Raw genomic sequence first — 13,549 nt, forward strand, 5'->3', positions numbered from 1 at the left:
ACGCGGGCAGACGAAGCCGTTCGGCCACTTCATCGCGATCAATGCCTCCATACAGGCCTGCTCGTTGTGATAACGACGGCTAAAGGGTTGAAGTTCCGTTTCCGCTTGGACTCCCATGTCTGCTCGCCTCCGAATCCATAATCCATAATCCATAATCCATAATCCATAATCCATAATCCATAATCCATAATCCATAATCCATAATCCATAATCCATAATCCACGAACATAAGTTCTTTTTCTCATTATACCAAACATACGTTCCTGTTTCAAGCCGAACATCCCACTTGAGCTGCCTCTTTTTTTCTTTTCTCTTTTCTCTTTTCTCTTTTCTCGTTTCTCGTTTCTCTTTATTCCTTCCCCCAGGCCCCAACCCTCCGCATTCTGATCAAAAGGGATAATCGTGCAAGGCTGTATGGAGAGGCACCAAGCACGGGGCATTAGGCATTAGGCAACGGACACCACCCTATAGACACCCATCTCACTCTGGCTACTAGACTCTGAGGGGGGAGAATCCCCTTCTTGCAAGAAAGCTAGCAAAAAAGCTGTCTGCTTTGATTCAGCGTCACTCCAGCAGTGGATCTCCGTTTTGCCCAGTTACATCAAGGCCTGTTTGCCGATTTCATGCTGCGAAAGTTGAGTAACTTATAAGTGTGGGGATGCACGCAGCAGCGGAGAGAACGAAGCAATTCCGGATAAAGCGGAGCGGTCGCCTTTGTCCCCGAGTTAGTCACTCCGCCACGGTCTTCCGTGCATTGGATGGTGTTCGTTCAAAGGTGATCGGCGCTTTGCGGTTGATCATCCGCTTGAGGTCTCCCGTCATTTCTTCCTTCAGCTTGCGAAGCAATTCCTCCTCGCCGATGCCCTGCTTTTGCGCTATTTCAGCTATAGACTTTCCTTTGCGTATTTCCGTTTCCAGCTGTGTCGGGGTCAGGCTCAGGATGCGGGCCACTGCTGCGCGGTCGACTCCTACTCTCCAGCCCCTGCCCCACGGTCTATGAAAACCGTGCAGCTCCCGCAGCGGCTTGTTCACCGCCTGCTTGATCCAGGCTTCCCCAAGAGCCCTGCGGGCTTTGGCTTCTTCGGCCGTCAGCAGCCCCTGCTTGACAAGCTCGTCCACACGGGCATTGAGCACAGGCACCAGCTTGGCAACAAGCTGCTCCTCCGACCAGCCCTGACGCTTCTTCGCGATTTCCGCCAACGTGCTTCCCTTATCCATTTCAGCGGACAGCTCCTGTGGAGTGATGCCCAGCAGCTTGGCAACCTCGTTCATGAAATACCAGTGTGATCCTTTCTGCTCAGGAGCGTTCTTTTCTCCTGGGGCCATCTTTACTTCCGGGGCCGTCTTTTCCTTGCGAACATCATGAGGCGGGTGCACCTCTGAAGCATGAACTGATGTCAGTGGGTCCGCACACATCAAGAGGGCTGCCATACTCGCAGATCCGCATATGTACATAAATTTGTTCATTCTTTTTTCGCATCCTTCCAGTTATTTTCACTTTATTTTCCCGCAATTTCTTTAAAACTTTGTCATATATTGAGCAATTTCGCTTCTTCGGTTGTCTTATTATGGGAGTTAACCATGAATAATATGCGGTTTTGACGAAAACCATCTCTTGCAGTCAGACAGGACAAGGATTAAGATGCTAATAACAAGCAGAAATGACGCTAAAAATTGATGTTATCCGGATGGTGGGGAAATGGAATGGTACATAAGGTACAGGCATGAGCTTGAGCAGGTTTTTGCTGAAGCGGAGAAGCGGATTTCCCTGTTTCCCTCCCCTTTGAATACGATGGGGCAGGAATACGAAGCACAATTCAACCCGCTGCTGGAGAACAGCACCCGCAATTATATCTGCTATCTGCTCCCGTTTTGGGTCAATGAGATGGCCGGTTTGCAGCCTGAAATGGTTCGCCGGTTGTCTCTGGGCAACGTATATATCATGTTAGCCTTTTTACTGCAGGATGATGTGATGGATACAGGTCCAGGCGACTGGAGAAGCCGTCTGGCTCTGGCACAATTGTTTCTGGCCGAGAGCATGGACATATACCGGGGACTGTTTCCGGCCGACTCTCCCTTTTGGGATTATTACAGGCTCTATGTCGGTGAATGGGCATCAAGCGTAGCCCAAGAGGGCGATAGAGACGATTTTCAGGAGAACCGATCCGGTATTTCCGGCAAAGCAAGCCCGCTTAAACTGGCAGGTACCGGAGCACTGCTGCTTTCGCGGCAGGAGCATCACATTCCTACAGTCACTGATATGACGGATCAGGCGCTATTGGTACTGCAAATGGCCGACGATTGGGCGGATTGGAGAGAGGATCTGCATGAAGGCAGCTACAACTGTCTTTTGTCTTTCATCAGTGCCGAACAGGAGGTCGGGTATATGCAAGGAATCCACGCAGAACACATTGAAGAGGCTGTTTATACCCGAAACGCATTAAGCCGTTACGCCGCCGCTGCGGCCGATCTGGCACACACCCTTGCTGAGCAGAATCCGGCCATCCCCGGTCTGACAAGCTTTGCCATTGGCGTAGCGGAGGGTCTGGTTCAGGCTGCGGCTTACATTGCCAGAGAAAAACAGCACCTGCTGAGCGGAGGACTGCAGTACCTGTTAGACCGTAGGGTAGGTACTTCCTAACCGCTTCACCAAACTATATCTTGAAGAAAGGATGATAAAAATGTCTGTAGAACTTGCCGCACAAAACCAGCTCATTCAAAAAGCATGGGAGGATCAGGCTTTCCGTGAAAAGCTGATGGAGGATCCAAAAGCCGCCATCCGTGAACTGCTCGGGGTCGTCATTCCCGATCATATTCAGCTGAAAACTGTACAAGAAACTCCTGAGCAGCTGTATCTGGTTATTCCGCCTGCTCCTGCCCGGATGATTCCAGCCGCTACTCAGCCAGAATTCAGGTGGTAAAAAGAAATCCACCAAATGCTGTAAGCTAACAAAGGGTACTCCCCAGCCCGTCAGGCCAAGGAGTACCCTGCTTGCTATTATGTTATATCAGCCTCTGAATTACGATTCGGGGGCAGAATCGGAGCTCGCAGCAGGAAAACGGACCGTTGCTTCCGTACCTATTCCCTTCGCGCTCGTAAAGGTGATCCGTCCATCCATGGCCTCTATGATCCGGAAGGTAACCATCATGCCAAGACCCGTGCCCTTCGTTTTATTTGAGAAATAAGGCTCCCCAAGTCTGATCAGCGTCTGGGCATCCATTCCTTCTCCGTTATCGCGAATATGTATGTACACCTCATCCCCCGAACTGTAGGCTCGAATATGAATCTGTCCTTCATCCCGCAAAGCTTCGATGCTGTTTTTGATAACATTGATAAAAGCCTGCTTGAATTTGGAGGAGTTGCCTTTAATGGCGAGCCCCTCAGGTATTTCCATGGATATTTTGCCGCCCTGCAAGTTGGCCATCGGGCTGATAATACCTTCAATATGTCTGAATTCATCGTCAATATGCAAAATTTTGGTCTGCTCGAATTCCGGTTTGGCAAAGGTGAGGAAATCGGTAATGATGTTGGAGGCCCTGTCCAGCTCTTCAAGCGCGATCTTCAAATAGTCCTTGTTCTTGCCCTCCTCCTCCTTGCTGCTGAGCAGTTGCAGGAATCCTCTGGTAACCTGAAGCGGATTACGCACCTCGTGCGCCACCGAAGCGGCCAGATCACTGATGATCTCCATCTTCTCCGACCGCTGCAGCTCATTATTGAACATTTCCAGCTCCTGTGAGTACTGCACAACTTGCCTGTGCTTTTCAGCAAGCCTTCTGCCGAGAATCGTAATGACTGAAATGACAAAACCGATGACTCCCCACTTCCAAAGAAACAGATTGTAATGCCCCTGCCGGATATAAAACCAAAACAGCTCGCTTACGGAAGTGACTGCAAAACAGGCAAAGCCGACTGATAAAATGATCGCCTCACGGTCTCCCTTCCAGGCCCTTTTAAGACTGGCCACCATCAGACAAATAAGCAAGGCCATCAGCTGCAGTCCAAGCAATGTTACGCTTACACCATAATACAGCCAGTAGTAACGGTCCATCGTCAGCCAATTTACAATCATGATCAGAAAGCAGGCAATCGAATAGAACGTAAGCCATTTCCGAAAACGGCGAATATACACAATATCCCCAAGTATTTGCTCGAAAAATAAAGCCAATGACGGTGGCAGCAAAAATAAGGCCATATCAAAAAGGATCAAATACATTTCCCCGTATTCTCTGTAAAACGTAAACAGGAAAGGCGGATAGGTAACAACCAGGACTCCGATCGCCATAATAACAGTACAAAGAGACAGCCATACGGAACGGTTCGGTTGGAACAGGAAAATAGAGCAAATCGCAAGCGTCAGCGCTATTAAAATAAAGGCGCTTCCCAGGATAACGTCAAATACATCCTTGCGAATCATGATGCCCAGCAGCTCACGCTGTTCCCCAGTCATCACTTCACCGCTAATTCCCAACCGGTCCAGCCGACTGTCGGCCCAAATATATAGCCTTTTCCCGCTGTCCTCACGTTCCAATGGCAGCAGTATTTTATTCTGCTCATAGTTATAGGACCGGAAGGATTCATATACAATAATCCCGTCCTTGTATATGATGACATGCTTGCCGTATATGTTCTCCAGCAGAATGGCCGGCGTCTCGGCTGTCAACTCCGGAAGAACCATACGGATCCATGCAGAAGAAGAGCCTGACGGCTTGTTGCCTGCCACCTCATTAGAACCTATCGTCTCCCACTCTTCTTGATCCGAAGGCGGCGCTGGAAGGCTGCCTTCCTGTCGGGCAGTGTCCCACAGCATATCCCATTTGGTTATGGTCTGTACGTTCGACACCACTCTGGAGGCGGAAGCAGGAGAAGCTGCTGCGGCTGCCAGCAGCAACAGAATCCAGAAAACCGCCGCAATTTTGGGCATGTATTTCATATGTATAGCACCTCAAGCATCATTTTGGGTTGCCAGCTTTCATCATATTTCCACATTAACTAATTCTATGCACAGGAGTCTCACACCTGCTTGTGAGACTCGTTCGCTAAAATTCTCTGTTTCTCGTGTTCGTTCGCAGATCATCAACCTGATTTTCAATCATTTCCCGCTCTTTATGCTCCTCGCGTTCCCTGAATTTGATCCACTGCAGGCTTTCCTCATCCTCATAGAGCGTCCAGATATCCGAGAACAGGTAATCGCGGATTTCTACGATTTTGCCGTTAAGCAGGCCCCCGCACCAATAAAGACCATCCGGCCTGCGGATGACGGTGCGTCCAAACCCCGGTGTAGAAGCCTTCTGTCCAATCCGGATGCGGCCGAGCATACTGGGAAGTGTCAGCCATTCCATTGTTCTTACCACCTCCATCGGTCTTCATCATATCACAACCCAGCTTTTCTGCCAGCCGAATAGAGTCCGGTAAAGCCACACACAATAGCTGTAAAGTTTAGTGTTCCCGGCCAGTGGGTAAGGTCGGAATAAGGGGCTGTCTCGGATGGCCCAATATGAAGGAGCTGACAGCATGGAGGAAACCAACAAAGATCATCCAGCCCTGCAGGGCACCGTTAGCGGTACGGCCAGCGGGGAAGGAGAATCTGCAACACCTGATTTTGGGCCTTCGCTGCAAAATGCCGAGGTCAATTGGGAGAACCTGACCGCAGGCCCAGACGAGGCTTTGGAGAATGTCCCGGACGCCGATGATATCGCTCCTGACAGCCCTGTCGATCCGTCCTCTCCCCCAGATTTCATTCATGGTACAGACCTGTTGAACGGCTTTAACGGAGACGAATAATTGATTTAGTCTACAAGTGCGTGTTCAAAAAGTCAGGTTTTCAGCACCGAGAAGGTTGGATGAAGCTAGGGACTGAGGAGCGGAGCGTACGTTTGGGTACGTGAGCACCGGAAGGCCCGGCTGAATTCAAGATTCGATGTCGAGTCCGCTTCCTGACTTCCTTCGTGATCAAAAGATGACTTTTTGAACTACCTCTACAAGGAAGGAGATGCGGCTCATGTACAGAGATCCCTTGACCCAGGCCGATATGGCTTATGAACGCTATAAGAAGCTGACTCCGACGGGAGACGATAACTATATCCCGGACGATGAACTGGAACATGTGGGAACCGCCACGACTCAATTGATCGATGAAGCGGACAGCACCTCTCGTGAGCCTGCAGCGTCGGCTCTCGCTGCAACGATCGATGCTGGCCTGATCGGTGAAGAGCACCCGCGCGGTGCAGGGTCTCCAAGTCCGGTTAAACGTGAAGAGTAGGCCTAAAGACACAGCATCTGCGCAAGTTACGCCAGCAGCCCGATACAACCTGAAAACGCCGGAACCGAGGTCAACCAGACTCATCGTTTCCGGCGTTTTGCTGCAATCGGTATCAAATCGGCAGCAAAGCTACCATATCCTTTGCTTCCAGCTCCGCCACCATGCGGTTCCATGCCTCCGGCTTGTTCGGCAGCACCGAGTAGTAGCGGTGCAGAAAGGAAGTTACCAGCCTCGTGTCCAATTCAGAGATGTTATCATCCTCAGGCATAAAGCCAAGGTTCAGGCCTTCTACCGCTTCCCCGTCGTTGTTCCACGAAGGATGGACATATTCCAGGTCCAGAACCTTATATCCCAGGTGGGACAGCACCTCGCGCCGCACATATGGATTCATCGGCTTCACACCACCGAATTCATGATCATTGCCCAGGTACGGGTCATAGATTTCGGCGAACATGCCAAACAGCTTCTGCCCGCTTTGGGCCGCAAGCTCATGCAGGTCGGTCTGACGGTTCTTCCAGAGATAACGACCGATGCCAAGGCCGGGTCTGCCAATGATTGTGAAATCGGTCATGGCCACATTAAAATCCGGATAGTAGCGGTATTCCGTCGCGCCCACAACCTCTCCCTCATGCACAGCAACAAAAACGCGAATGCCCGGGTCTTCCAGCGGTTCTTTCCACAGACTGTATTCCAGCACTTCCTCAGGCGGAAACACCTCCTGCATCAGACGGTGCATTTTGGCGAACAGCGGATCTTCAATACTCGTAATGCGATGATATTCCATATCCCCACACTCCTTGCTTCGATTCAATTCAGGAAACTGCCTGCTGCGAAAAGGGTTGCTCCATTCCATCAGCAAAGCATAATTACAGGACTGCTCGTCTTCAAGATAATCTGGCAGTACTTGAACGGGCATACGTCCACAGCGGAGCAGAAAGGTCAGCACAGGATCCTTCAATTCCCCGGCGAGTACGGCATCAACATATTGTTCAGCGGTCAACTGGTCAGCATGGGCATAGTAGCCAGGCATCCTCCCCGCCCCAAGCAACCGGTCAAGCTTAAGCTGTACAACCACATCATACAGTGAGAAAAGCAGCCACTTACCCAGCCCCAGCTTACGGAATGCCGGTCTGACGGCAATGTCGATCACATACAGGGCGTTGCCGTCTGGCCGATGGGTGCGGATATAACCGTGATCCGCCACCTCTTCCCATGTATGCCCGGCATGCTGCGGATCGTAATCGACGATCAGGCTTGTCACCGAGCCCGCAAGCTCACCGCCGATTTCCACACAGAGCGCCCCCTGCTGAAACCGCTCCACATGCGAGGCGAGCTGTTCCCTGTTCCACCACAGCTCCGCAGGATACGGCGGGGGAAAGCATTCCTGCTGGATGCGGATCATGCCGTCAAAATCCTGCGGTCCATAATTGCGGATAACAGCTTTGACGGGACGTTCCCCATCAAATACGTATATTTCCTTGTAATACACCCGCTCAGCTCCAATCCGTGTAAAGATCGGTGCGCCGGTCCCTCCACGTCGTCACCGAACCACGCTCCCGCACCTGATACAGCAGGTCCAGGTCCAGATCCGCCGTTACGATCATATCATCGTTCAGTTCGCCTTCCACCATGATGCCGCGCGGCGGAAACGGAATATCGTTCGGCGTAATGACAGCGGCCTGTCCGTAGTTGGCTCTCATGAAATCCACCGTCGGCAGTGCGCCAACCGTTCCGGTAAGGACAACGTAAATCTGATTTTCCACCGCACGGGCATGACTCGTATAACGCACCCGGTAGAAGCCGTGACGGTCATCCGTACACGACGGACAGAAGATGATATCCGCCCCTTTGGCTTTGGCCATGCGCACGATTTCGGGGAATTCGATATCATAACAGGTCAGCATCGCAATCCTGCCCTTTGCCGTATCGAACACCTGAAGACCGTCACCTGGAGCCATGTTCCATTCATGCACTTCCGTTGGCGTAATATGCAGCTTTGCCTGCTCAGCAATACGGCCGTCAGGATAAAATAAATGCGCTGTATTATATAAACGGTCACCTCTGCGCACCACATGAGTTCCGCCGATAATATGCATATTCGTGCGCTTGGCAAAAGAAGAAAACAGCTCACGGTAACGATCCGTAAAATCAGGCAGATCGTTAATCGTCAGCGCATTGCCCTTGCTGTCGCCGATGGACATGAGCTGTGTGGTAAAAAACTCGGGAAACAGCACAAACTCCGCGCCAAATTCCTCTGCTGTCTTCATATAATGCTCCGATTGCAATGCAAACTCCTCAAACGATTGAATCGTATGAAGATGGTACTGCACGGCTGACACTCTGATTTTGCTCATAACTCCTCCTTAACCAACCAGTGTACATTCATGCCCATTATAACTTGAACGTTTTTCATATTCCAGATAATCAGCGGCGGTCCATATGCCTGACACGCCCTGCGGAGGAAGCTGCCGGTAGCGGTCCTGCCGCGTTGGCCGACGGAGTCAGAATCCCCTTTCCCCTGAACCACAGCAACAGTGCCGCTACCAGCAGTGCCGCCCCGTTGATGACGAACACCCACTGAATGTCAAGCAGATAGCCAAGCATGCCGCCGATGATCGGGCCGGCCATCATGGCCAGCTGTGAGGAGGACTGGTTCAAACTGAAGGCACGGCCGCGGAAATCCGGCTCCGTAACTTGCACGATCAAAGCATTGATGGCCGGAAGCACGGCGGCATAGAAGAGCCCGTAGCCAAACCGCAGCACACCAAAGCCGATAAAATCAGTTACAAAAAACTGCAGAATATTGCCGATGCCCGATCCTACCAGGCCGATGAGCAATACTTTGCCGTAACCGATGCGGCTGCCGATCTTCCCCCAGCGCGGTGCCATCAGCACCGTAGCTATACCAACCGCGGAAAAGACGATTCCCGAAGTCAGCGAGGCGCTGCTGCGGTCGACCCCCATCTCCAGCACATATACCGTAATCAGCGGCTCCAGAATCATGACTGAGAAAGTACTCAAGGCAACCAGGCCCAGCAGAATGACGAAGGTCCGGTTGGCAAAAGCCAGCTTCAAATCATCCCTCACATGCGACCTTGCTCCCGAACGGTTGAAATTTTGCTCCTTGGCTCCAAACGTCCCGATCAGGGCCGCAATCAGAACAACGGCGGCCGAGAAGAGAAAGGCATTCCGGTTGCCGTAATAATGGCTCACCACCCCGCCGATCAGCGGACCAATAATACTTCCGGTCGCGCCGGAGGTCGCCATGACGCTCAAAGCATAACCCGTTTTCTCCTCAGGTGTATTGGTGGCGACAAGCGCAATCGATGCAGGGACAAACCCGGCCAGCAGCCCCTGCAGCACCCGCACCACCAGGAAGGTGTAAGGATCAGTAACGAAATAGCTCAGAAGATACAGCGCCGCCAGGCTGAAGCCCGAGCGGATCAGCATCGGCTTGCGCCCGTATTTGTCAGACAGGGAGCCCCAATAAGGGGCAATAAGGGCACTTGCCAGAAAAGTAATGCCAAAGGCGATGCCTGACCAAATCTCCAGCCGGTCCGTCACCCCTAAATCCGTGCTCATGAAGATCGGCAGAAAAGGGATGGAGATGGAGTAGGCGGTGCTGCAAAAGAATACACCGGTCCACAGCACCGCAAGATTACGCTTCCAAGAATATGCCATGATTACACGTCCTTTCTGTTGCCTTCCATTCTACGCCAGTTTCGGGAAATGTCCACCATCTGACGCCTGTCTGAGCTTGGAACGGGGGCCGGCAAACTGGTATAATCATGGGGAATGGAGATGAGATCAATGGCTAAAAAAAGAAGACCGACAGCTCCGGCGCAAGCCCCACAGGACAAACCCGCCACCCTGAAGGACCTGCTCAGCCCGGAAGTGCTTGATAAACTGAAAGCACAGGCGAATGAGGCCAAGGCGGAGCAGGACAGACGCCAGGAGGAAGAACGGGCAAAGGTGATCGAGGCGCGCAAGGCCGAGCAGAAGCGGCTGGAAAATGATTTCGAATACCTGCTGAACAACAGCAGCCCGGACTGGAAGAAGCACAAATAAGCCAGAAACCCCTAACGGGTTTTTGGCTTACTCAGTAATGCGCTTACAATATAAGTACATGCCTGATCCAATACAGAACCCCGATCCAGACCGGCAGACTGAACAGAATGCCCCAAATCAGGCCTTTGATCAGCTTAGTATTGATGTCCATGGTTCACTGCCCCTTTTCTTCGGGAATAGCAGCAGTATGGTCAAGAGACGGGACTTTCATCCCCGGATTTTTCTTCTCCACGTACTATAAGGTATGATAGAAAATGTAAAAGTTATCAGCCATCTCAGATTTAATCGAAGCGGAGGTCATAGTTATGATGAAAAAAAGAATGCAGCATCCCCTGCTGCTGAGCTTGTTTGCCCTGCTGCTGATCGCGGTAGCCGGATGCGGCACGAAGCCAGCGGCAGGCAGCGACCCGACAGGACAAGCGCAAACGGGAAGCGGTCAAGCCGCCAGCGGCGCCGGGAAGGATTCTGCCACGCCTTCCGGCACCGGAAACGTCGATACCAGCGGAGCCGCCTCACACCCTGTAGTGACGATCGACATGGACAGTGGCAAGCAAATCAAGCTTGAGCTGTACCCGGAGGTTGCCCCGAATACGGTGAACAACTTCATTTCGCTGGTGAAAAGCGGATTTTATGACGGCACCACCTTCCATCGTGTCATTCCCGGCTTTATGATCCAGGGCGGCGACCCGGACGGCAATGGCACCGGAGGGCCTGGTTACGGCATTAAAGGTGAGTTCAAAACAAACGGCGTAGAAAATAATCTGCTGCATACGACTGGCGTGCTATCCATGGCCCGCGCGGCCGATCTCGACTCAGGCGGCTCCCAGTTCTTCATCATGGTTGCGGATGCGCCGAGCCTTGACGGTCAATATGCCGCCTTCGGCAAAGTCACCGAAGGTATGGATGTGGTCAATGAAATCGTGAACCTGCCACGTGACGCGAATGACAAGCCGGAGACCCCTCCGGTGATGAAGAAGGTTACCGTGGATACACTAGGTAAGGAATATCCTGAACCGGAGAAGGTTCAATAACATCGGAGGCCATAACCAAAAAAAGAAGCAGGCCTGGTCTGGCAGCATGCCGAACCAAGCCTGCTTCTTTTTAGTTTCCTTTGTACATCAGGATCAATCTGTTGATGCCGATGTGTGCTCTACCATTGCCTCAATGATTGTATCCCAATCTTGATAATGAAGCTCATGTCCTGTCCCTGGCAGTGTCAGCAGTCTTGCGCCGGGAATGGTTTTGACAAGAGATGTTGCATGTACGTAAGGGATCACCGGATCCTCTGTACCGTGAATAACCAGAGTAGGAACAGCTATCTCGTCCGTCCTTGCCAGATAAGCTTCCCCGCCCATTACCATGCCGTGATTGTTCATACTTTCCAGACTGCTGCTTCTTTGCACTTCCTCAGTTGCTAAACGGCGAATCCTGTTTTCATCATACGGATGCCTGGTCCCGGCGCAAATTTTTCCTCTGGCCACGATAAAATCCACTACTTCTTGTTCATTCGCCCAGTTGATTGTCCCGACATTTGCAAAAAAGTTCATCACCTTCTCCTCCATCGGCGGAAGATCAGGAGCGAAATTCGAGGATGAGATGAGCGTGGCGGTCAGGATTCTGCCGGGATGCCGCAGAGCAAGAATCTGGGCTAACAATCCCCCCATGGACATGCCGGCAATATGGGCTTTGTCAACTCCGAAGGCATCCAGCACACCCATGGCATCATCAGCCATATCTTCAAACGTATAGCCTGGGTGACCCAGTGTATAGGTCGTAGAACGCCCAACATCGCGGTTATCATAACGAATGACAAAACGCCCTGCTTCAGCTATGTGTTGACAAAATTCCTTCTCCCACCACACCATGGAGGATTGGGCTCCCATGATTAGTAAAACGGCTGGGTCAGCCTGATTTCCGAAGCTTTCGCAGCATATATTGACACCATTAACTTTAATAAGCTGTTCGTTCATAGTCATATCTCCTTTGCTTGAAGCATAATCCGAAACAAAAAAACACAGACATCGTCATGTCTGTGCAGTGTAATCGAAATATGAAATGCCCATATGTCCGCAAAAGAAAATACCCACATGCAATAATATGCATGTAAAAGAAGCACCCCAAAACAAAGAGTGACCTGTTACGAAAGGCGGACTCACGTGAAAAAGGCAAACCTATCCCGATTACTCTGCACAAGACAGAGGAGAAGCAGCAATTACAGTGATTTGCATTGCTTTCTCAATCGAGAAAAATTTACCACACGTAACCCTCCTGTCGTTTAATTAACAACAGGTTACCATATCTAATTTGAACTGTCTACATGAATAGAAAAAAGGGCAGCCCCCAAGTCATCTTTTAAGACTTTTGAGATTGCCCTCCTTCATTGAGTGGTTTAATTCTGTTCTTCTCCATGCACCCGCCGGGCAAAGTCTACAAACTGAAATTTGTCGAGACGGTGCCGGGATTCGGTATACTGGAATTGGGTCGTGTCTTCAAGGTAGATATAGTTGCGGACGACGACGATATGCTGATAATCATGCAGATCCAGCAAGCGGCGGTCCTCGTCTGTAACTTCCTCTACGGAAATTTCCTTCTTGGCATAGCTGATCTTCAGCTGCAGCTCCCGCTCCAAATATTCAAAGATGGAACGGCCGGCAATTTCCTTGTTCAGAGACCCGACGATGGAGGATAAAATATAATCCTTATCCAGAATAATCCGTTCCCCTTTAATCTCCCTCGACCTTACGACCTTCCAGACATGCTCTTCTGCAGTAATCTGCAGCTGTCTCGCCAATTCAGGGGAGGCGGGAATCAGCTTGACCTCATACACATGAGTCTTGGTGCTTCTGCCGAGCTTTTCCGACATTTCCTTGAAAGATATAAGTCCGGTTACAGGGAAATCCATTCGTCCTATATCCAATACAAAAGAGCCTTTGCCCTTGACCTTGTGGATATATCCGTTCTGGGCCAGCAAATTAAGCGCCTTGCGCACCGTCTCTCTTGAGGTTTCATATTCAGCGGTTATATCATTTTCCGAAGGTAGCTTTGTACCGGGAGCCAGCTCCCCGGCCTGAATCTTCTCCGAGTAGTCATTGAAGATTTGCAAGTAGATGTTTTTATACAATGTGATCACCGCATTCATTTTAACATGGGCATTCTGTATTATCCAGCTACCGGCATCGGCATCGGAGGAACTGACTTTCCCCTGCTCTAAGAACTTATGA

Annotated in this window: 15 protein-coding genes and 1 pseudogene; 6 read left to right on the forward strand and 10 right to left on the reverse strand. The window is 51.0% G+C overall.

Annotated elements, in window-relative coordinates; translation table 11 throughout:
• On the reverse strand, nucleotides 1–372 hold a 372-nt coding region (locus tag ACE41H_RS12105; RefSeq protein ID WP_375355528.1), incomplete at its 3' end, for a transposase.
• 357 nt (nucleotides 373–729) lie between these two features.
• Complete coding sequence (locus ACE41H_RS12110) at nucleotides 730–1,467, reverse strand: hypothetical protein (protein ID WP_375355529.1); 738 nt, start codon at nucleotides 1,465–1,467, stop codon at nucleotides 730–732.
• A gap of 232 nt (nucleotides 1,468–1,699) precedes the next feature.
• Between ACE41H_RS12110 and ACE41H_RS12115 the strand changes: the two genes are divergently transcribed.
• Nucleotides 1,700–2,641, forward strand: a complete 942-nt coding sequence (locus ACE41H_RS12115; RefSeq protein WP_375355530.1) for a hypothetical protein — start codon at nucleotides 1,700–1,702, stop codon at nucleotides 2,639–2,641.
• A gap of 40 nt (nucleotides 2,642–2,681) precedes the next feature.
• Nucleotides 2,682–2,921 carry an NHLP leader peptide family RiPP precursor gene (locus tag ACE41H_RS12120; RefSeq protein WP_375355531.1) on the forward strand — a complete coding sequence of 80 codons (240 nt, stop codon included), beginning with the start codon at nucleotides 2,682–2,684 and terminating at the stop codon, nucleotides 2,919–2,921.
• Between the two features lie 99 nt (nucleotides 2,922–3,020).
• On the opposite strand, the gene ACE41H_RS12125 is transcribed toward ACE41H_RS12120, so the two are convergent.
• Nucleotides 3,021–4,931 (reverse strand): ATP-binding protein, encoded by a 1,911-nt coding sequence (locus ACE41H_RS12125; protein WP_375355532.1) that lies wholly within the window; start codon nucleotides 4,929–4,931, stop codon nucleotides 3,021–3,023.
• Between the two features lie 106 nt (nucleotides 4,932–5,037).
• Nucleotides 5,038–5,340, reverse strand: coding sequence for a hypothetical protein (locus tag ACE41H_RS12130; protein WP_375355533.1), 303 nt, complete (start codon nucleotides 5,338–5,340; stop codon nucleotides 5,038–5,040).
• A 145-nt stretch (nucleotides 5,341–5,485) separates the two neighbouring features.
• On the opposite strand from ACE41H_RS12130, the gene ACE41H_RS12135 reads away from it, so the two are divergent.
• Together ACE41H_RS12135 and ACE41H_RS12140 are read left to right on the forward strand one after the other, a co-directional pair.
• Nucleotides 5,486–5,782, forward strand: a complete 297-nt coding sequence (locus tag ACE41H_RS12135) for a hypothetical protein (protein ID WP_375355534.1) — start codon at nucleotides 5,486–5,488, stop codon at nucleotides 5,780–5,782.
• A gap of 217 nt (nucleotides 5,783–5,999) precedes the next feature.
• Entirely contained in the window at nucleotides 6,000–6,260 is a 261-nt protein-coding gene (locus ACE41H_RS12140; protein WP_375355535.1) for a hypothetical protein, read from the forward strand.
• A gap of 112 nt (nucleotides 6,261–6,372) precedes the next feature.
• On the opposite strand, the gene ACE41H_RS12145 is transcribed toward ACE41H_RS12140, so the two are convergent.
• From ACE41H_RS12145 to ACE41H_RS12160, 4 genes and pseudogenes are all read right to left on the reverse strand, one after another.
• Entirely contained in the window at nucleotides 6,373–7,044 is a 672-nt protein-coding gene (locus tag ACE41H_RS12145) for a GNAT family N-acetyltransferase (protein WP_375355677.1), read from the reverse strand.
• Nucleotides 7,045–7,092: 48 nt separating this feature from the next.
• Nucleotides 7,093–7,749: pseudogene (locus ACE41H_RS12150) on the reverse strand (GNAT family N-acetyltransferase); the annotation flags it as partial.
• 4 nt (nucleotides 7,750–7,753) lie between these two features.
• A complete protein-coding gene (locus ACE41H_RS12155; RefSeq protein ID WP_375355536.1) occupies nucleotides 7,754–8,614 on the reverse strand; it encodes a carbon-nitrogen hydrolase family protein in 861 nt (286 codons plus the stop codon).
• Nucleotides 8,615–8,684: 70 nt separating this feature from the next.
• A complete protein-coding gene (locus ACE41H_RS12160; RefSeq protein ID WP_375355537.1) occupies nucleotides 8,685–9,941 on the reverse strand; it encodes an MFS transporter in 1,257 nt (418 codons plus the stop codon).
• A gap of 129 nt (nucleotides 9,942–10,070) precedes the next feature.
• On the opposite strand from ACE41H_RS12160, the gene ACE41H_RS12165 reads away from it, so the two are divergent.
• A complete protein-coding gene (locus ACE41H_RS12165) occupies nucleotides 10,071–10,328 on the forward strand; it encodes a YqkE family protein (RefSeq protein WP_375355538.1) in 258 nt (85 codons plus the stop codon).
• 305 nt (nucleotides 10,329–10,633) lie between these two features.
• Entirely contained in the window at nucleotides 10,634–11,359 is a 726-nt protein-coding gene (locus ACE41H_RS12170; protein ID WP_375355539.1) for a peptidylprolyl isomerase, read from the forward strand.
• A gap of 93 nt (nucleotides 11,360–11,452) precedes the next feature.
• Here ACE41H_RS12170 and mle read toward each other — a convergent pair whose 3' ends face one another.
• A complete protein-coding gene (gene mle, locus ACE41H_RS12175; protein WP_375355540.1) occupies nucleotides 11,453–12,298 on the reverse strand; it encodes an alpha/beta fold macrolide esterase in 846 nt (281 codons plus the stop codon).
• A 419-nt stretch (nucleotides 12,299–12,717) separates the two neighbouring features.
• Nucleotides 12,718–13,449, reverse strand: a complete 732-nt coding sequence (treR, locus tag ACE41H_RS12180) for a trehalose operon repressor (protein WP_375355678.1) — start codon at nucleotides 13,447–13,449, stop codon at nucleotides 12,718–12,720.
• Nucleotides 13,450–13,549: the final 100 nt, after the last annotated feature.

The organism is Paenibacillus enshidis, assembly GCF_042136365.1.
In the GTDB taxonomy this organism is placed as follows: domain Bacteria; phylum Bacillota; class Bacilli; order Paenibacillales; family Paenibacillaceae; genus Paenibacillus; species Paenibacillus enshidis.